Source organism: Prochlorococcus marinus str. MIT 1214 (assembly GCF_027359355.1).
Lineage (GTDB): Bacteria > Cyanobacteriota > Cyanobacteriia > PCC-6307 > Cyanobiaceae > Prochlorococcus_B > Prochlorococcus_B marinus_F.
The window spans coordinates 1,917,241-1,934,849 of record NZ_CP114777.1 but is presented as its reverse complement, the minus strand read 5'-3'; the positions used below and the strand labels follow the sequence as shown (position 1 = coordinate 1,934,849).

The following is a 17,609-nucleotide window of genomic DNA, read 5'->3' as shown; positions in this document are numbered from 1 at the left end:
TTATATATTTATTTTTTTTAGGGCAAAAATTAATCAGATGCAATGAATAGTAACTTAAGCTTTTTAGACATAGAACAATCTGAGATTAATAATTATGAATCTTGTTAAAATTAAAACAGCAAATACAAAAAAATTTATTCAATACGATAAACCAACTTTAGTTGTAATGACTAGATGGCACGGGATATACAGATGTAAAAGTCGTTTATCAAAGGATATAGGGGCATTTAAAGCAGTAAAGATCCAAGAAAAACTAACAAATCACACAATTAAAGTAGCGAAAGAAATTCAAAAAGAAGGTCTCGCAGATATACGAGTTGCTATCGATGGAATTGGGAAAAAGGCCGCAAAAAAATGGGCACTGTTAAATAAAATTAAAACGGTGGATATTCAAGGTCCTGGAAATCTGGGGACAAAAATGAAAAGACAATTTTTAAAGACTCATCCTGAAAAAAATCATTCTCACCAGACACGAAATCGTATCTTACTAATTGGCACTGATTTACCATCAATCTCACATTTTGAATTAATTCAAGCTATGCAAGTACTTAAACATAAAGACATGGTTTTAGGCCCTTCAAATGATGGTGGATATTGGCTTATTGGACTATCAAATAAACTGTTAAATCCTTTATCTTCCTGGCCATTTTCTGGTATATGTTGGGGAAGCGATAAAGTCCTTCAAAAAACAATTCGATTAGCATCCTTAAATCAAATCAATTATCAACTTCTTCAAACTAAAAATGATCTCGATAATATTATGGATTTGTCACCATGGCTAGATTACAAAAGTTTCCGACTCTCAGCATCATCATACCAACTTTAAATGAAGCACTCCATCTCCCTCTTCTCCTTGCTGATTTAAAAGAATGGCCATATGAATTTGAATTAATCATCGTTGATGGAGGGAGTATAGATTTAACTCCATCAATCGCAAAAATACAAGGAGTAGATGTTATTAAAACCCATAAAAAAAATAGAGGATATCAATTAAAAACTGGTGCTTCAAATGCAATAGGAGATTGGCTTTTATTTCTACATGCCGATAGTAGATTAAACCCCAGTTGGGTAAAGAGTTCATATAAAATAATAAAAAATAAAAAATCAGAAAAATTTGGATGGTATTTTGACTTTAAAATTAAAAAAGATAATTTAGAGTTTAGATTCTTAGAACTAGCAGTAGCACTTAGAAGTTATTTTTTTCAACGCCCTTACGGAGACCAAGGCTTACTCATACACAAAGATCTATATCATAATTCAGGAGGTTTCTCTTCCCTGAAAATAATGGAAGATGTTGACTTAATAACAAGAATTACTAAAACGACTACAGTAAAACGTATTAGAGAAGATATATATACAGATGCTATAAAGTGGTCTAATTCAAATATAATTGAACGTGCAATTAAAAATGCTATATTAAGAAAAAGGTGGCGAGAGGGTTATGATATAGAGACCCTGTCAAAGGAATACAATTCATAATTTCCCAAAACAGATCTAACCGATCAGTTTGAATACCAAAATGCACATTTATTACCTTTTGGCTCTAAGGTCCAACCTTGTCTTTTATAAAAAGTAATAACATCAGAATCAGCAAACAAAGTTACTCTGCTAATACCGTCTCTTTTTAAACTCTTCATTAGATATGACATAAGTTGCTTTCCTAATCCAAAACCTTGATAAACGGGGTTAATGGCTACATCCCATATTGTTGCATCAATAATTCCGTCCCCCGTGCACCTTGCGAATCCAATCAACCTTGGAAATTTAGAATCATGTTGCCATAGACCAACCTTAAGCAAACTATTATCCAATGCTCGTTTTACTCTCCTCAGTGGTCTTCTTCCCCAACCAACAGCTTGAAGAAGTTGCTCAAGTTCAATTAAATCAAAAGATTTTGAATTACTAAACACAAAAAGAGAAGAATTCTTTTGATTAAAGTATTGAAGAGCTTGTTTTCCATATATATTTTTCAAGGTTTCATCTGAAAGAATATTTTCATTTCTCCGCCCTGGCATACCTATTCTTTTTGATCCTATATTAATCATAAATTAATACTTATTAAATGGTTGTGAGACCTTTTTCTTGCAACTCAGAAAGTTGAGAATAAAGCCCACCTAAAGACCTCAACTCTTCATGAGTGCCTTGCTCAATTAGACTGCCTTTTCTCATAACGAGGATTCGATCAGAAGCTTCTATTGTTGCTAACCTATGTGCAATTACAAGCGCTGTTCTTCTCTCTAGCAATCTATCAAGATCTCTTTGCAAAGTTGCTTCAGTTGATGGATCCATAAAGGCAGTCGCCTCATCCATGATTAATACTTTTGGATCTCTGATTGCAACTCTTGCAATAGATAAAAGCTGTCTCTCACCTGAAGAAAGATTTCCTCCTCTCTCTCTAATAAAAGTGTCTAATCCATTTGGTAGCTTTCTCAATAAATTATCAAGACCTAAATCACTACATATTTCTTTTAAGCGATGCTTATCAATTGAAGAATCTAAACGAAGATTATCTGCAACATTTCCACTAAACAGGAAAGTATCTTGCAGAACAACTCCAAGTTGCTTTCTTAATGAATCTATAGGTATATTTTTAATGTTTTGACCATCAATGTATATATTTCCCTTTTGAGGCTCATAAAGTCTACATAACAATCTAATTAAAGTAGTCTTACCTGAACCCGTTGGTCCAACAAGAGCAATATGTTCACCTGGTTTAATTTTAAAACTTAAATCATTGATTATTGGTTCATCTTCTCTGTAAAAAAAACTTACATTTTCAAATAGAACTTCCCCAGAAACATTATTAATTGATTTTGTTAATTTTTTATTTGGTTCTTTATGATTAATTTGATCATAAATCTCAATTTTTTTCTCAAGCAATTCACTTATTCTTTCAACTGCTGTTAATCCTCCCTGTATTTGAGTAAATCTCTCTGCCAACTGCCTTAAGGGTTCGAATAATCTTTGTGAATAAAGAATAAATGTCGTAAGAGTACCTAATCCCATTGCTCCAGATGTAACCATATACCCACCAAGAGAAATAACCAAAGCAACTGCAGCCAATGAAACCCATTCAATAAACGCAGAAATACTACTGTCGTAAAAGATGGTGCCGTTTACAGCATTTTTGTAATTATTTCCAGTTTTTAAAAAGTTTTGACCATTTAATTTTTGCCGCCTAAACATTTGAACAACTTCGAGGCCTTGCAGATTTTCCTGAAAATTTGCATTCAATTGAGAAAGTTCTTCTCTAACTTTATAGTTTTGTCTTCTATAACGTTTTTGAAGCCACAGTATAAACAACGTAACAGGTATTTGAACAATCAAAAGAAGTAAGCCTAATCTCCATTCTATCAAAATCATAGTTATTGATATAACTATAAGACTTACAAAATCAGCTAGAACACCAACAGCTCCACTGCCAAAGACTTCTGACAATGCATCAACATCACTAGTTAACCTTGTAAGTAATTTACCAACAGGCATTTTGTCATGAAAACGCAAAGACAATGACATGGAATGAGAAAACAAATCATTCCTAATCCGTGCAGTTAAACGCTGACCTACTGACTGTATATTGTATGATTGAAATCCTTGTAATCCAAGTCTAAGTAATACTGTTATGAATAGCATTAATATTATTAGCCGAATTGATAATTCATTAGACAAATTATCAAAAGAAGGTATGGTATCTTCTCCCCTTAAAACAGAAATAGCTTGCCCAACAAGAAGAGGTTGAACTGCACCCGCTAATGCCACAGGTATTAATATCAAAATTATAAGAACTAAACGTTTATTTTCTTTTTTTAAATACTTTCCAAGTTTCTTAACTCTTCGAAAATCATTTTTTGCCATCAGAAAAGAAGTTGGTCTGAGATTGGATTTGAATTGAATTAATAATTTCTTGAAGGGGCCCTTTATCAAGTCTTAGAGATAGTGGATGTCCAACAAGCCGAGCACTTGATTTGAAAAGTTCTTCAATTTCAACAAGACCATTATCTCTAAGAGTACGACCAGTTGCGACTAAATCAACTATCGCTTCAGCCATACCTGTTATGGGACCTAGCTCAACAGATCCACTCAAATGTACCAATTGAACGGGCAAATCAATTTGATCAAAAAATTTCTTTGCGCAGTTTGTGAATTTACTTGCTATTCGGCAGTTGGGCGGCAAGTCAGAAGCACTCAAATAACCACTGCTAGACTTAACTGCAACAGACATATGACACTCTCCAAATCCAAGGTCTACTAAATTCGATACTTGCAATTTCTGCTCTTGTAACACATCAAAACCCACTATTCCTAGTTGCGCCTGACCATAAGATACATAAACAGGAACGTCGCTATTACGAACCAAAAGAGCTTTAGCACGGCCACAAATTGAAGGAACCATTAATTGCCGATTGCTATCTTCTAAAACAGCTGAGAAATCAAGTCCAACGTCAGAAAACATTGAGACTGATTCTTGCAGTAAGGCACCTTTAGCTAATGCAACAGTAAACATGTCAAAAACTATTGAAGTGGGCTCTAACTATTCCATTACCTAAATAAAAAATGTTAGAGAAAAAAAACGAATTCACTATTTACCCAATTACTGTCTTACAGGACAATATCGTATGGGTATGGGTCCACAATTGCAATGCAGTGGTAGTAGACCCCTCGATATCAGGCCCAGTAGAAAAATGGCTTTTAGAAAAAAACCTATCATTAAAAGCAATCCTTCAAACACATCATCATGATGACCATATTGGTGGAACACAAAAGTTAATAAAAAGATGGCCAAAAGCAAAGGTTATTGCATCAAAAAAAGAACTTAAAAGAATCCCTTTTCAAACATTTTCAGTTGGAGATAATGATGTTTTCCATTTAATGGATAGTGAGATTAAAGTTATAGAGGTACATGGTCATACTAATAATCATATAGCTTTTTACATATCAAAAGCAACTACTAAATATAATATATTATTCCCTGGAGATACTTTATTTGGAGCAGGTTGTGGTCGTCTCCTAGAAGGTACTCCTATTCAAATGTTTGAAAGCTTATATAAACTTAATTCCCTTCCAGAAAACACTAAAATATACTCAGCTCATGAATATACAGAAAATAACTTGAAATGGGCTTTAACATTAGAGCCTGAAAATATTTCTATTTTCGAAAGATTAAAGCTTGTTCAGAATAAACTTAAGAACGGAAAATCTAGTCTCCCGTCAACACTCTCAGAAGAAAGAAAAACAAATTTATTTTTAAAAGCAGAAAATGTAGAAGATTTTACATTACTTAGAAGACACAAAGATTGTTGGAAATGTTAAATTTTAATTTGTTTATCAAATCTTTCAACTAAAGCTTATTTATTTATGAAAAGTTCAGCAATTGAGCCAATCGAAACAAAATTGGCCCCTAAACCTGTTGGTCCTTACAACCAAGCTGTGTTAGTAGGAAATTGGTTGTATTGCTCAGGGCAAATTGCTTTAGACCCTTCATCTGGTGCCATGATCGGAGATGGCAATATAGAAGAAGAAACTAAACAAGTTCTCAAAAATTTAATAGCTGTAGTCGAAGCCGCTGGAGGAAAAAGTTCAAACGTCATAAAAACAACCATTTATTTAACTGATTTAAATGATTTCGCAAAAGTAAATGCAATTTATGCAAAAACCTTTAGCGAAACAGTAACTCCCGCAAGAGCATGCGTTGAAGTGTCAAATCTTCCTAAAGGGGGAAAAATTGAGATAGATTGTGTGGCTTGGATAGGAAACTAGAGATAAAAACAAAATTATGACTAAATAGATTCTTGCCACTTTGCTAAGTGGCCCCATTATTGTCTAAATTGATAATTGATTCGCAATAAACAATGTCCACTGCCAAGTTGACTATTGGCGAACTAGAAGCAGGATACCCTCTTTACTGCAAGGCACTTAGGAGGCTTTTGCAACAAGGGCGTACCACTGATCAAATCCAAAGAACTGTTTGCTGGAGCCACTTAGAGACTCTTAATCGTTGTTTACCAGGAAGATATAAGACCCCCTCCTATCTAATGGCATTAATCAAAAGAGATCTAGAACAACCAAAAGAGGAAGATTAATCTTCAATGTTTATTTAAAAGATCTATTTCACTTGCGAAATCATGATCATCTTTTGATATTTTCTCTCTCTCATGATTTTCTATTGGCCGGATAGTGATATTTGCATAAGTCTTCCCAAAACTTATATCGGGGAAGCGATTGACCTTTTCACAAAAGTCACCTAGCGCATCAAGAAAATCTCTATTTTTTTCATAAGATTTAAATTCGAACCTTTTTTCTAGACACTCTGGTCTTTTTTTTTGCCTCCACCCTTCCATGAAAAAAACTTGACTTTTATAAAAACTACTACATCGTGAATTGATTCAAGGAAAAATTTATAAATCAAAAACTACTTAATTTCTCCTTTTGGCACCGCTACCTTTTAAGACGGGCTCAACTTCAACATGTGGGCGAGCAATGATATGTGCAGCAACCAATCCATCCCCAACACGCTCACAGGCGTCAGCACCCGCTCTCACAGAAGCATTAACAGCACCAGTCTCACCACGAACCATTACTGTTACATATCCTCCACCAACAAGTTCTTTAACGATCAAATTAACTTCAGCTGCCTTGGTCATTGCATCAGCTGCTTCAATTGCTGGTACTAGACCACGAGTTTCAATCATTCCTAAAGCAATTCCAAAATTTGAATTAGTTTCAAAAGCTTTATTTTGTCCAATTCGGGCATTAAATGAACCACCACCCCCAGAAGCATTGGATGAAGTTTTAGAGGTAGTAGTTTTTAAAGTATTAGAAGAATTTTTATTTAACGAAGACTGTACTTTAGAAGAAGTTTTTGTTTGCTCTGTTGAATTCAAAGGAGTAACATCAACTACCTGATCTTTAGCTTTAATACTATTATTACTACTTTTTGCTTGACGTTTTTGTGGTGTGGCCATGGATTTATGATTTTATAGAGTAAAGTTTTATTGAATAGCAGTCAAGCTAATCATCAGGGGACCAATGATCAATAATCCCACCAATAGTTAAATCTGTTTGAACATTGGGGTCTGGACACCCCCACCTCGCAGCGGTTCCTGTTGCGGTAAAGACCCAATTACCTTCTCGTGCACCCACAGGGTCAACAGCCACAAGTCTTTTACCTTTGTTATTACACAATATTCTTAAATGCATATGTCCTAATCCTTCCACTCTCTGTGTACAAACCAAGCGTCCCATAACTTGCATTATCTCCATTACTTTGCTCCTCCCGAGATCTGTTGTTGTGTCTCTGGATCCCAATGATCAATAATTCCAACAATAGTTAAATCACTTGGATAAGACTTGCTTCCAGCAGCTTCGCGAGCGGCAGAACTTCCTACACAAATAACCCAATCATCAGGTTTACATCCAACGGCATCAACAGCAACTTTTTTTGAGCTGCCATCCAGTACAACCTGTAAATGCTTATGTTCAAAGCCTGGAATACGATTAGTTGAGACAAGTGGTTTGAGAACTTTACAAATGAGCATTTAATGAGCCTCCTGAGTGACTGGATCGAGGGAAGAACCTACAACTTCTGCAGGAGCCTTTTTATCTCGATCTCGAATAGTAAGAAATGTGTGAAGTGAACCATCATCTATTAAATCTCGATAACGAGACTTAATAGCGTCGTTAATTCTACGACAATCAGATAATGCTCTATTTCTTGCGTGAGGGACACTCCCTGAGTAATCAAAGCGAATAACAATAGGGATTGGTAAACTTCTCGAGATATTTAGACCAGTAAAAATTTTCACTCCTACGTCAAGATCAGGAGCTCCTTGTTCAACAGTCTCCAAATGAGCAAAATAAGTAAGATTCCTTAAATGAACTTCTTTAAAACCAATACCTACACCAATAAATCGCTCAGCATGACCTGCATCTTGGTAGCTTCCGGAATAAAAATTCTTCACATAGTCAATTTGAGAAATATTATTTGAAATAAGCTTTGTAATAAATGTGACCATATTCGGATCTGTTTTCCCTGGACAAACCCTTTTGACATTTTCTTGAATTTTTTGAAGAGCCTCCTCAGCATTTAGAAATTGTGTCTCTTTATATATTTCATTTGCACAAACCCATGATTTCAAATCAACTTCATTGGTTTTGGAAGGCGTATGAACTCTTATCGCATCTGTATCTGTATCAATACCAATTAAAAGCAAATCAACCGATGCACCACAGCAAAAACTATTTTCTACTGCTTCCCTAAAATCTAATAATCGCTGTAAGCCTTCTGATGCTGCTAACTCATCATTACTACCATGAGCAGCACATCCTTGGTGCGTAGGGTCAACAGAACTAAAATGATAGATTACTGATTTTAAATATCTTGTTGGCTCAGTTGCAGAATTTGGAGTTGACTCTCTATATCTACTATGTTCAGTTTTAATCCAACGATTAACTGTTTTTTCAATATCGAATAACGCACCAGCATGGGAACGCCTCCTAACGGAACTAAAAGGTATACGTAATGCATAAGAAATAGCATGAGCTAACCGGCCATCGGCACAAGGAGTTATATCTAAAAGATGAAAGCCACATTGATAAAGGAAAGATTGAAAAGATTTGGCATATTGACTATCTTCAGAACCCTCTATTGGATCTGAATTAAAAAATTCATTACTCGTCAATTGGTGTGATTGAAAAACACACCATGCAAACAAGCTACTTATATCAACATTTCCAACCCACGCCTTTTCAAGTATATGCAATGGTAATTCATAACCTAATTCTGAGCGACATAAATTTTGAGCACTTTCTACAAAATTTAAATCATTTTGAAGACTAGAGACTCTTTTTAAAAGAGGGACAATATTATCAAATCGACCTTTAACCTTTTTTTCGTATTGATTTAACTTCTGATTTTCTTGAGAATTGGTTAATGGATGATCAGTGGAGAAAGAGCTAATAGTTTTTATTTCATCAGAGAAAGAATTAGTAGTCTTAATTACTTTAGAATTGAAGCTCTGGTTCTCTAGGTCGACAAATCTCTTCATAGGAGCTGTAGGGCCACGAAGAGATTTCTTGGCCAAATTACGATAGGCCATCGACTATTTAACCTCTTGCTCCACCAGAGAAAGTAACCAGTTGACCATCTCTTGTATTACCACTAGAACCAGTGATTAGGAAATCCGGTTCGGGAACCTCTTGGTTTCTCTTTAATTCAGATGCTTTCATGGCACTCATTGGTCCAGGACGTGAAGGATTTCTACGCTTAGCAGAAGCACCTTCTGTTCCAGTGACATGTTCTCCTCTGGCCCAATCATCACCAGTTATATTCAATCCTGCAGATTGTCCCTCTCCTGTTATTTGTGAGGTTGGTCTTTGTTCAGTCTCTTCGTTAACTACTTCATCAACTTTATTTCTCTGAGAATTTGATGGTTTTCTATCAAAGCGAAATTGTTCAGTTCCTGTAACTTTATTTGCAGCCATATCAAATGGACCAGTGATTCTTGAGCTGTCTTCGTAGCTCGTACCTGTGACACCTGAATTAATTTCATTTTGAATATGAGCCTGTCTAGCTGGAGATTTCACGCTGAAACTTGTCCATGCAGCTGCTTTCTCAGTTTTTTCTTGATGCGCATAACCTTCAGGAATATTTGAAACGCCACAATTATCTCTTAATTGATCTCCTCCTACATAAGGAGTTCCAGTTAAAGGCTCACAAGCACCCTTTTGAGCACCTGTCATCTTTCCACCGATACCAGGTTGCTGGCCAGTCAATCTTGCAGCAGGAGTACCAAGTTTTCTAGGGGTTCTAGCCTCTATCTCAGATGATGCAGGAGTATCACACCATTGATTTGCCTGATCTAATCCTGCATAAGGTGTACCTGTTACGGCTTTACAAGTGCCAGGTTCATCTCCTGTTACGAGTGGTGATCTACCTGTCATAGTTCCACTAACGGATTGAGTTTTATTAGTAATACTCAATCCAACTTTTGCTGGATCAGGAGCGGGCTTGCTTCCACAAAAAACATCAAATTGTCCAGCACCCACATACTCATCTCCTGTTACGTTCTTACAACTACCAGCCTCATTACCAGTAACATTCTCTCTTCTAGAGACATCAGTACCGGTTACACCATTCCCACGAATTGTTGTTAGTGAGCCAACCTTTTCTGCAGGCCTACCAGAAGGTAGTGGTTCAGAGCCTAAATATTGATCACCAGTTAAACCTTTATTTGATCCTGCTTCATTTCCCGTAACCAACTCTGACCTTCCTGTCATGGTTCCACTGACTTTTTGACCATCAATAGTTTTGCTATAGCCAATTTTTGAAGGTGAAGGGTTAACTCCTCCGCAATAATCATTAGATTGATTAGCAGATATATATTCTGTACCAGTGAGGTTTTTGCAGGTTCCAGGCTCATCACCAGTAACTTTCTCTGATCTACCCACCTCGTTACCAGTAACTAAGTTTCCATGAGTAGTATTTGTAACGCCTACTTTTGCTGGCTGACTTATAGGAGTATTTAAACCATTACAGAAAGAATCAATCACCTCTGAACCCAAGTATTGAGTACCTGTAATTGAACGACATGTACTTGCTTCATTTCCTGTGGTTTTTAGAGATCTATTCGCTTGAGTTCCTGTAACAAGTTGGCCAGTAGAAGTCTCACTCATTCCCACTTTCCAATGAGCATCAGGTGCACTAGCATTTTGCTTGGCGCCATTTTTATTTGGACCACAAGGACGTGTTACTGATGTACGAGTTTTGCCAGTAGCTCCTGTTTTACTTTTTAGCTCTCTTACTCTTTGAGCAATTTCTTTAGTAGTCAAATCTGGATTACCTTGCCGAGCTACTGAAGCAGCTGTAGTTGGCTGCTTCCCTGCAGATTTACCGTGCTTTGACAATGCCTCTCTTCGAGCAAGCACAAAAGCTCTACTTGAATTCGTAATTGCTTTTCTTTTAACAGTTGAGCGGTGATCAGTCTTTCTTTTATTTAATGTCAAACTAATTTCAGGCTTTGAAGTTGTATTACTAATTTCCTCTAAAGCTTTTTGCTCACATTCTGGACAACAATGTTCAGCTTTTTTGGCGTCATAAGAAGGAGCGTTTTGGACCTTTTTTCTCTCAACATCAACTCGAGTTATATCTTTTGTATTATCAGCAGATTTACCTCTACGAGATAATGCCTCTCGTCTAGTAATAACAAGTTGGCGACTAGAATGAGCTACTGAACTTTTATATGACCTTGTACCTCTTGAACTTCCAGAAGCACCTGATTGATAACTACTAGTACTTAACTGAGAAGAAGAATTATTTGATTTAGCCAAAGTTTTTTGTGGTTTAACAAAAGCCGCATCAGTCCTCGTGGCCCTCGCATCACTTGAGGAACGAACTCTATTAGGTGTTGAACCTTTGATAGAGGCATTTTTACCACCTTGACTCAATGCCTGTCGGCGATCAAGAACTAATTGTCTACTTGTTTGTTTTGCCATATCAATCCAATGGAGAGATCGTAAAAAATAATTTTTAATTCTCTAAGGAATTATTAGCCCTGAAAGCTTTTCAGGGCTAAATTTGTCAAAGCCTAAAATCTAGCGGCCTTGGAAAACTACAAAGCAAGTACCTTGACTTTGAGTGTATGCGTCATATCCAACGATACGAACATGGTGGTCAGGATATGCTCTATGACAAGCCTCTAACTCGCTTACTACAAGATTCAAATCCTTTTCACCGAAGAAAGGTAATTTCCAATAAGACCAATAGGTCTGCATTGAACCACTTGGATGAACATGCTCAATAACTGGGCTCCAACCCTGAGCAATGATATAAGCGATTTGATCGTAAATTTCGTCCTGGGTCATCGGCGGTAAGAAGCCGAATGTTTCCAGGGTGGCGACTGTCTGATAGTCACCTACTGTGCTCTGGAAAGGCATGGTGAACTTAGGTTAGTGAATGAATGAAAGTCGACTGAGTCATCGACTAGTGAATTTAAGAAAGATAGAGGCAACTTTTAAATGTCACCTCTATATCTTTTTACTGAACGTCGAGTTTATCGACTGTATCGAATTCGAACTTAATCTCCTTCCATGTCTCAAGAGCAATTGCAAGCTCAGGACTATGCTTCGCAGCTTCAAGAAGGATATCGCGACTTTCTTTTTCGATTTCCCTACCTGCATTACGTGCTTTAACACATGCTTCGAGAGCTACACGGTTCGCAGCCGCACCAGCAGCTGATCCCCATGGGTGACCATGAGTACCACCACCAAACTGAAGACATGAATCATCTCCAAAGATTGCGAGCAATGCTGGCATATGCCATACATGGATACCACCAGATGCCACAGCAAATACACCAGGCATAGAACCCCAATCTTGATCAAAGAAGTTACCGCGAGTGCGGTCTTCAGGGACAAAAGATTCACGAAGGTTATCGATATAGCCAAGAGTTGTTTGACGGTCTCCTTCTAGTTTTCCAACAACTGTTCCTGTATGAAGTTGGTCTCCGCCAGATAGGCGTAAACACTTCGCAAGAACTCTGAAGTGAATACCATGCTGAGGATGACGGTCAATAACCGCATGCATAGCACGGTGAATATGAAGAAGCATGCCGTTCTTACGACACCAATTAGCCAAACCTGTATTAGCTGTAAAACCACCAGTTATGTAGTCATGCATGATGATTGGCATATCGAGTTCTTTAGCAAACTCAGCACGCTCATACATCTCCTCAGGAGTAGTCGCTGTACAGTTAAGGTAATGACCTTTAACTTCACCAGTTTCCTGTTGGGCTAGCTTTACCGCTTCAGCCACGAATTCAAAACGCTCTCTCCAACGCTGGAATGGCTGAGAGTTAATGTTCTCATCATCTTTAGTTAGATCAAGACCGCCTCTTAGACATTCGTACACCACTCGACCGTAGTTTTTACCTGAGAGTCCTAGTTTCGGTTTAATAGTACAACCAAGTAATGGACGACCGTACTTATTAAGACGATCACGTTCAACTACGATTCCACTAGGAGGTCCGCCGCAGGTTTTGATAAATGCCATTGGGAAGCGAATATCTTCAAGACGAAGATGGCGCAAGGCTTTAAAACCAAAGACGTTTCCAACAAGTGATGTCAAAACGTTAGTTATAGATCCTTCTTCAAAAAGATCTAATGGATAGGCAATAAATGCATAGAAGGCATCCTTGTCTCCAGGGACATCTTCGATGCGGTAACAGCGGCCTTTGTAGAACTCAAGATCTACTAGTAATTCAGACCAAACTGTTGACCATGTACCTGTAGATGATTCAGCCGCAACAGCTGCTGCAACCTCTTCCTTTGGTACACCTTCCTGACCGGTGCATTTGAAACATGCAAGTAGGTCAGTATCTAGGGGGACATAGTCAGGAGTGAAGTAAGTATCTCTATACTCCTTAACTCCAGCATCATACTTTTTAGCCATTGATAGCTCCTGTTAATTAGTTTAGAAGGTTGAAAATTTGAAAAGTCCTCTCCTCTTAGGACTTAGTCAAAAATCAGTCCTTCTGACCCAAGAAGTTACCGTTACCCAAAGCAGGCTCAACTTCACGATGAGGACGAGCAATGATGTGAGCTGCAACGAGTCCGTCACCTACACGCTCACAAGCGTCTGCACCTGCACGAACTGCGGCGTTTACCGCACCAGTTTCACCACGAACTAAAACTGTTACGTAACCACCTCCAACAAACTCACGACCAATCAAGCGCACTTCTGCCGCCTTGGTCATCGCGTCAGCAGCTTCAATAGCTGGTACTAATCCGCGTGTCTCGATCATGCCGAGAGCAATACCCATTGTTTCGCTAGCCATGTCCTATTTCAGTAAAGGGATGGAATGTTCAGGAGGGACAATGGCCCGCCAAAGAGCAATTAGTCAAGGGGATTTTCTAATAGCGCTGATTACAGTTTCTAGTCCCATATATAAGCTGAACTTATCACCCTTGCTACGACAGTTGAGTAACGCTGTTCGATCAATGGTTAGGACATACTGATATTGCATTGCGTAAACTTGTTCGTGTAGGTATTTTTTCGCAAGAGACAGTGTCCTGGCTTCGTCAGGGTTGGAATGTTCACCCAAAACTGTCTCAAAATCATCTAAAAAATTCAACGACTATTGTTTTTAACTTCTTCCTGTAAGACTATATAGATCTAGTTAAATTATTCGATTTGAAAAATCCACTAATAACCATAGCTAGTGGTAATCCCAAGAAGGTTGCCGAAATAGAGGCAATGCTTGGGCCTCTCCCAATTGAAGTTAAAAAACAACCTAGCTCTCTTGATGTTGAAGAAACAGGAAAAACATACCTTGATAATGCAATATTGAAAGCAAAAGCAGCAGCAGCATTAACTAATAGTTGGACTATTGCTGATGATTCTGGACTTGAAATTGATTCTCTTGGCAATGCTCCCGGTATCTTTTCTGCGCGACTTGCAGACACAAATGAAAAAAAGATAGAGAAAATTTTAACTGCTCTTGGCGACAGTCCTTACAGAAGTGCAAAAGTATGCAGCGTAATGGTTCTCTGTACTAACGGTGGAGAGATAATTAAAAATACAATAGGAATTTGCTGGGGTGAAATTCTAAAAAAGCCTGCTTATCCCAATGGGGAATTTGAATCATTATTTTGGGTTCGTGAAACTAATTGCACTTATGGAGAATTAAATAATGCACAATTATCAAAACATGGAAGTAGAGGTAAAGCAGCTAGAGAATTAGCTCCTTACCTTTTGAAAGCTATAGGAATTAAAAATAATTAATTTCTATTTATTTGATCAATAGATCTCATCGCAGCCGCGGCTGCCTCCTCAACATCACCCTCTTTCCCAGCCAGAGTCAATCTTCCAAAAGCACCAACTCCTTTCACGTCGACAATTGTGATGTTTGATGATTTTTCTGCCTCGTTTGCAGCCATCAAAACATATCCCGCTGGTTCAGTCTCAAGAATAAACATACTCATGCCAGATTGAATCATTGAGCCACGTCTATTTTGGCGATTGATCAAAACAGCATGGTCTGGAGTGATAGCTCGAATAACTTCAGTCCAAGTAACTTGAGGATTAGTTCTCTTATCAATTGTGCTTCCTATTGCATCTAAAACGACATCACCTGAATGTAGAACTGTGCTTTGATCTCGATGATAAAGAGCCAGAGATCCAAATGCTCTTTCAACGATCATTTGACCTAACCGAACATTACTGGCTTTTAGTGCGATATCTGTAACCCTGTGCACAGCCATTCCAGGAGAAACCTCCATCCAAAGACAAGCATCACCAGGTATGGGTAAAAATCCTGAACTTGCAGTTCCCATATAAGCCGCAAGTTGAGGTTGCAAAGAATCAAGAAATACATATGTTCTTAATTCAATTTGTTTTACATGACTTGCTTGACGAGCAACTAACGATTTTTCCGAATCAGTTGTTATTACTCGTTTTGGATCGTCAGCAAGGTATTCAGTTACTTCTGCGCCAGTAACTCTCTGGCTACCACCTAGTCGCCTTTCATTATTTTCAAATGTGGCGAATCTTCTCATGGGCGGGATACTACCTCAAAGATTGTCTTTTTAGCTAGCAATTAAGACTTGCATGCTGAATTTAAGCCGATAAATTCAATTTATACTGATCTGATTAAAGAATGTCTGACCCTCAGCCAAAGGATCCGAAAAAAAATAACTCAAACGCTGAAATCAATCCGGAGCAAGCGCTTGGCTTAGTCTCATTAAGTCTTATGCAAAAATTGTCTGACAAAGGTATCGCAGACTTGAATTGGTTAAAAGAAGACGAAAAATGTGATACGCATGAGCTGCGTCAAAGACTTGAACTAACTTCTCTAGCTATAGAAACAGGAGCTCCACTAAGCACTTCAGAAGTATCAAAACTTCTTGGCGTTAGGCCAGGTTCCTCAAAAGTTGAGAGAGGTGGTCTCATTGCTAAGAAGGTATCAAGAAATGTTTGGAGATTAATCAAATCGAGCCAAGAAAGTTCTCATTGGCGTAATTAGAAGGACCAAATTTAGGCTTTATAATGAGCCTTAGCGTCGTAAAGAGTTTCTTCGTTGATTTCTCTGCACCCTGCCTGGCGAGCATAATTCTCTGTGTTTCTTTTTACCTTACCTCTCACAAAAAATGGTATTTTCGAAAGTTCTTTTTCACCTTCATGTGTCCAGATAGGATCACCGTCTTTAATTACTGAATCTTGTAAGTTTGTTTTCATAGCATCTTTATTTTTATTTTGATTTCCTTTCCCACCTAAATGTCCTAGATGACTTTGATGACCGTCAACGAATTCAAAGTCATGCTTAAACATTCCAATTAAATGTTCCTCAAGTCCCATCATTAATGGATGAACCCAGTCATCAAAAATGACATTTGCACCCTCCCATCCCATTTGGGGGCTATATCGAGCAGGTACATCCTGTACATGCATTGGGGTACTGATTACAGCACATGGAATGCCAAGTCTTTTTGCACTATGTCGCTCCATTTGTGTCCCAAGGACTAGCTCTGGAGAGGTTTCTTTTATCGCATCTTCTACTTCCAAGTAGTCATTGGTTATCAGTGGCTCTAAACCAAGTGCCTTAGCAGCTGGACGAACTTTCCTAGCCATTTCACGACTATAAGTTCCTAGGCCCACAACTTTAAAACCAAGTTCCTCATTAGCAATTCTTGCTGCCGCGAGGGCATGTGTTCCGTCCCCAAAAATAAAGACTCTTTTTCCTGTTAAGTAATTGGAATCAACTGAATTCGAGTACCATGTTAATTTTGAATTATTAGATTCGTTTACTGATTGCGGGATTTCCATCTCTAAAACTTCGTGTAATTCTTTTAGAAAATCCTGAGTTGCTCCGACGCCAAGAGGAACTGTTGTTGTAAAAGGAATATTTAAATTTCTTTCAAGCCAAATACAAGTTGATTCCGCTATTTCTGGATAGAGGCAAACATTCACATCAGCATTCGGGATTCGCAATATATCTGCGGGTGATGCTCCTAAGGGCGCTACAACATTGACATCTATCCCGTACTGACCAAGTAATTTTTGTATTTCCAAAACATCATCTCTACATCTAAAGCCAAGCAAAGTTGGGCCAAGTAAATTTACTCTCGGTCTTCTTTTCTCTTCCTGCCACGTATGTTTGGATTCATTAGAGTGATCTTTGAGTAAAGTTCTTACGATTTGATAAAAGGTCTCAGATCCGCCCCAGTTTTCCTTTTTGCTATACGCAGGTAATTCGAGGCTGACAATTGGGATATCAAAGCCCATACCTTTTGCCAATGATCCAGGCTGATCTTGAATTAATTCAGCTGTACAACTTTCGCCAACTAAAAGAGTCTCTGGCTTAAATCTGTCTACGGCTTCCTTTATATGTCCTTTTACAAGTTCTGCTGTATCACCACCTAAATCTCTAGCTTGAAAAGTTGTATAAGTTACTGGTGGTCTGCTTCCGCGGCGTTCAATCATCGTGAAAAGAAGGTCAGCGTAAGTATCCCCTTGAGGAGCATGTAAAACATAATGTAATTTTTTCATAGACGTAGCAATCCTCATCGCTCCAATATGAGGAGGTCCTTCGTATGTCCAGAGAGTTAGTTCCATGAGA

21 protein-coding genes are annotated in these 17,609 nt (G+C 38.0%); 7 read left to right on the top strand and 14 right to left on the bottom strand.

What is annotated here, in order from left to right; genetic code table 11:
- Positions 1 to 94: 94 nt before the first annotated feature.
- Both O5639_RS10690 and O5639_RS10685 read left to right on the top strand, forming a co-directional pair.
- Complete coding sequence (locus O5639_RS10690; protein WP_269624484.1) at positions 95 to 826, top strand: TIGR04282 family arsenosugar biosynthesis glycosyltransferase; 732 nt, start codon at positions 95 to 97, stop codon at positions 824 to 826.
- Positions 775 to 1,479: a TIGR04283 family arsenosugar biosynthesis glycosyltransferase gene (locus O5639_RS10685; protein WP_269624483.1), complete on the top strand. Its 705-nt coding sequence runs from the start codon at positions 775 to 777 to the stop codon at positions 1,477 to 1,479. Before O5639_RS10690 ends, O5639_RS10685 begins: the two co-directional genes overlap by 52 nt.
- Positions 1,480 to 1,502: 23 nt before the next feature.
- On the opposite strand, the gene O5639_RS10680 is transcribed toward O5639_RS10685, so the two are convergent.
- From O5639_RS10680 to hisG, 3 genes are read right to left on the bottom strand one after another with little or no spacing between them, the layout of a single operon-like run.
- The gene (locus tag O5639_RS10680) at positions 1,503 to 2,045 is read right to left on the bottom strand and encodes a GNAT family N-acetyltransferase (protein WP_269624482.1); all 543 of its coding nucleotides are present in this window, start codon (positions 2,043 to 2,045) and stop codon (positions 1,503 to 1,505) included.
- Between the two features lie 13 nt (positions 2,046 to 2,058).
- Positions 2,059 to 3,855, bottom strand: a complete 1,797-nt coding sequence (locus tag O5639_RS10675) for an ABC transporter ATP-binding protein (protein WP_269624481.1) — start codon at positions 3,853 to 3,855, stop codon at positions 2,059 to 2,061.
- Complete coding sequence (gene hisG / locus O5639_RS10670; RefSeq protein ID WP_269624480.1) at positions 3,842 to 4,504, bottom strand: ATP phosphoribosyltransferase; 663 nt, start codon at positions 4,502 to 4,504, stop codon at positions 3,842 to 3,844. Before hisG ends, O5639_RS10675 begins: the two co-directional genes overlap by 14 nt.
- Positions 4,505 to 4,554: 50 nt before the next feature.
- Between hisG and gloB the strand changes: the two genes are divergently transcribed.
- The 3 genes from gloB (at position 4,555) to O5639_RS10655 (ending at position 6,080) form a co-directional block, all read left to right on the top strand.
- On the top strand, positions 4,555 to 5,310 hold the full coding sequence (gene gloB, locus O5639_RS10665; protein WP_269624479.1) for a hydroxyacylglutathione hydrolase: 756 nt from the start codon (positions 4,555 to 4,557) through the stop codon (positions 5,308 to 5,310).
- 45 nt (positions 5,311 to 5,355) lie between these two features.
- Complete coding sequence (locus O5639_RS10660) at positions 5,356 to 5,757, top strand: RidA family protein (RefSeq protein ID WP_269624478.1); 402 nt, start codon at positions 5,356 to 5,358, stop codon at positions 5,755 to 5,757.
- Positions 5,758 to 5,849: 92 nt separating this feature from the next.
- Complete coding sequence (locus tag O5639_RS10655; RefSeq protein ID WP_269624477.1) at positions 5,850 to 6,080, top strand: DUF3136 domain-containing protein; 231 nt, start codon at positions 5,850 to 5,852, stop codon at positions 6,078 to 6,080.
- A gap of 3 nt (positions 6,081 to 6,083) precedes the next feature.
- Here the strand turns inward: O5639_RS10655 and O5639_RS10650 are convergent, their stop codons facing one another.
- From O5639_RS10650 to O5639_RS10610, 9 genes are all read right to left on the bottom strand, one after another.
- A complete protein-coding gene (locus tag O5639_RS10650; protein ID WP_269624476.1) occupies positions 6,084 to 6,338 on the bottom strand; it encodes a 4a-hydroxytetrahydrobiopterin dehydratase in 255 nt (84 codons plus the stop codon).
- Positions 6,339 to 6,413: 75 nt separating this feature from the next.
- Positions 6,414 to 6,962, bottom strand: coding sequence for a BMC domain-containing protein (locus O5639_RS10645; RefSeq protein ID WP_269624475.1), 549 nt, complete (start codon positions 6,960 to 6,962; stop codon positions 6,414 to 6,416).
- Between the two features lie 46 nt (positions 6,963 to 7,008).
- Complete coding sequence (locus tag O5639_RS10640) at positions 7,009 to 7,260, bottom strand: carboxysome peptide B (RefSeq protein ID WP_038651780.1); 252 nt, start codon at positions 7,258 to 7,260, stop codon at positions 7,009 to 7,011.
- Entirely contained in the window at positions 7,260 to 7,535 is a 276-nt protein-coding gene (locus O5639_RS10635; protein ID WP_011294514.1) for a carboxysome peptide A, read from the bottom strand. Before O5639_RS10635 ends, O5639_RS10640 begins: the two co-directional genes overlap by 1 nt.
- Positions 7,536 to 9,095, bottom strand: coding sequence for a carboxysome shell carbonic anhydrase (locus tag O5639_RS10630; protein ID WP_269624474.1), 1,560 nt, complete (start codon positions 9,093 to 9,095; stop codon positions 7,536 to 7,538).
- Positions 9,096 to 9,102: 7 nt separating this feature from the next.
- Complete coding sequence (locus O5639_RS10625) at positions 9,103 to 11,490, bottom strand: CsoS2 family carboxysome shell protein (RefSeq protein ID WP_269624473.1); 2,388 nt, start codon at positions 11,488 to 11,490, stop codon at positions 9,103 to 9,105.
- Between the two features lie 99 nt (positions 11,491 to 11,589).
- Entirely contained in the window at positions 11,590 to 11,931 is a 342-nt protein-coding gene (locus O5639_RS10620) for a ribulose bisphosphate carboxylase small subunit (protein WP_036906978.1), read from the bottom strand.
- A gap of 100 nt (positions 11,932 to 12,031) precedes the next feature.
- Complete coding sequence (locus tag O5639_RS10615; RefSeq protein WP_158466229.1) at positions 12,032 to 13,444, bottom strand: form I ribulose bisphosphate carboxylase large subunit; 1,413 nt, start codon at positions 13,442 to 13,444, stop codon at positions 12,032 to 12,034.
- A gap of 73 nt (positions 13,445 to 13,517) precedes the next feature.
- Positions 13,518 to 13,829, bottom strand: a complete 312-nt coding sequence (locus O5639_RS10610; protein WP_011130577.1) for a BMC domain-containing protein — start codon at positions 13,827 to 13,829, stop codon at positions 13,518 to 13,520.
- A 356-nt stretch (positions 13,830 to 14,185) separates the two neighbouring features.
- Between O5639_RS10610 and O5639_RS10605 the strand changes: the two genes are divergently transcribed.
- Positions 14,186 to 14,776: a non-canonical purine NTP pyrophosphatase gene (locus tag O5639_RS10605; protein ID WP_269624472.1), complete on the top strand. Its 591-nt coding sequence runs from the start codon at positions 14,186 to 14,188 to the stop codon at positions 14,774 to 14,776.
- On the opposite strand, the gene O5639_RS10600 is transcribed toward O5639_RS10605, so the two are convergent.
- The gene (locus tag O5639_RS10600; protein ID WP_269624471.1) at positions 14,773 to 15,549 is read right to left on the bottom strand and encodes a BMC domain-containing protein; all 777 of its coding nucleotides are present in this window, start codon (positions 15,547 to 15,549) and stop codon (positions 14,773 to 14,775) included. The two genes, O5639_RS10605 and O5639_RS10600, sit on opposite strands and share 4 nt — an antisense overlap.
- A 101-nt stretch (positions 15,550 to 15,650) precedes the next feature.
- Between O5639_RS10600 and O5639_RS10595 the strand changes: the two genes are divergently transcribed.
- Positions 15,651 to 16,016, top strand: coding sequence for a hypothetical protein (locus O5639_RS10595; protein WP_269624470.1), 366 nt, complete (start codon positions 15,651 to 15,653; stop codon positions 16,014 to 16,016).
- An 11-nt stretch (positions 16,017 to 16,027) separates the two neighbouring features.
- On the opposite strand, the gene O5639_RS10590 is transcribed toward O5639_RS10595, so the two are convergent.
- Positions 16,028 to 17,605: a ferredoxin:protochlorophyllide reductase (ATP-dependent) subunit B gene (locus tag O5639_RS10590; protein WP_269624469.1), complete on the bottom strand. Its 1,578-nt coding sequence runs from the start codon at positions 17,603 to 17,605 to the stop codon at positions 16,028 to 16,030.
- Positions 17,606 to 17,609: the final 4 nt, after the last annotated feature.

What these genes read in the sequence shown, in the direction of transcription:
- O5639_RS10600 (WP_269624471.1), bottom strand. Translation starts at nt 15,549, where the DNA reads ATGAGAAGATTCGCCACATTTGAAAATAATGAAAGGCGACTAGGTGGT.
- O5639_RS10685 (WP_269624483.1), top strand. Translation starts at nt 775, where the DNA reads ATGGCTAGATTACAAAAGTTTCCGACTCTCAGCATCATCATACCAACT.
- O5639_RS10675 (WP_269624481.1), bottom strand. Translation starts at nt 3,855, where the DNA reads ATGGCAAAAAATGATTTTCGAAGAGTTAAGAAACTTGGAAAGTATTTA.
- hisG (WP_269624480.1), bottom strand. Translation starts at nt 4,504, where the DNA reads ATGTTTACTGTTGCATTAGCTAAAGGTGCCTTACTGCAAGAATCAGTC.
- O5639_RS10640 (WP_038651780.1), bottom strand. Translation starts at nt 7,260, where the DNA reads ATGGAGATAATGCAAGTTATGGGACGCTTGGTTTGTACACAGAGAGTG.
- O5639_RS10635 (WP_011294514.1), bottom strand. Translation starts at nt 7,535, where the DNA reads ATGCTCATTTGTAAAGTTCTCAAACCACTTGTCTCAACTAATCGTATT.
- O5639_RS10620 (WP_036906978.1), bottom strand. Translation starts at nt 11,931, where the DNA reads ATGCCTTTCCAGAGCACAGTAGGTGACTATCAGACAGTCGCCACCCTG.
- O5639_RS10630 (WP_269624474.1), bottom strand. Translation starts at nt 9,095, where the DNA reads ATGGCCTATCGTAATTTGGCCAAGAAATCTCTTCGTGGCCCTACAGCT.
- O5639_RS10595 (WP_269624470.1), top strand. Translation starts at nt 15,651, where the DNA reads ATGTCTGACCCTCAGCCAAAGGATCCGAAAAAAAATAACTCAAACGCT.
- O5639_RS10660 (WP_269624478.1), top strand. Translation starts at nt 5,356, where the DNA reads ATGAAAAGTTCAGCAATTGAGCCAATCGAAACAAAATTGGCCCCTAAA.
- O5639_RS10610 (WP_011130577.1), bottom strand. Translation starts at nt 13,829, where the DNA reads ATGGCTAGCGAAACAATGGGTATTGCTCTCGGCATGATCGAGACACGC.
- O5639_RS10680 (WP_269624482.1), bottom strand. Translation starts at nt 2,045, where the DNA reads ATGATTAATATAGGATCAAAAAGAATAGGTATGCCAGGGCGGAGAAAT.
- O5639_RS10615 (WP_158466229.1), bottom strand. Translation starts at nt 13,444, where the DNA reads ATGGCTAAAAAGTATGATGCTGGAGTTAAGGAGTATAGAGATACTTAC.
- gloB (WP_269624479.1), top strand. Translation starts at nt 4,555, where the DNA reads ATGTTAGAGAAAAAAAACGAATTCACTATTTACCCAATTACTGTCTTA.
- O5639_RS10650 (WP_269624476.1), bottom strand. Translation starts at nt 6,338, where the DNA reads ATGGAAGGGTGGAGGCAAAAAAAAAGACCAGAGTGTCTAGAAAAAAGG.
- O5639_RS10655 (WP_269624477.1), top strand. Translation starts at nt 5,850, where the DNA reads ATGTCCACTGCCAAGTTGACTATTGGCGAACTAGAAGCAGGATACCCT.
- O5639_RS10645 (WP_269624475.1), bottom strand. Translation starts at nt 6,962, where the DNA reads ATGGCCACACCACAAAAACGTCAAGCAAAAAGTAGTAATAATAGTATT.
- O5639_RS10590 (WP_269624469.1), bottom strand. Translation starts at nt 17,605, where the DNA reads ATGGAACTAACTCTCTGGACATACGAAGGACCTCCTCATATTGGAGCG.
- O5639_RS10625 (WP_269624473.1), bottom strand. Translation starts at nt 11,490, where the DNA reads ATGGCAAAACAAACAAGTAGACAATTAGTTCTTGATCGCCGACAGGCA.
- O5639_RS10690 (WP_269624484.1), top strand. Translation starts at nt 95, where the DNA reads ATGAATCTTGTTAAAATTAAAACAGCAAATACAAAAAAATTTATTCAA.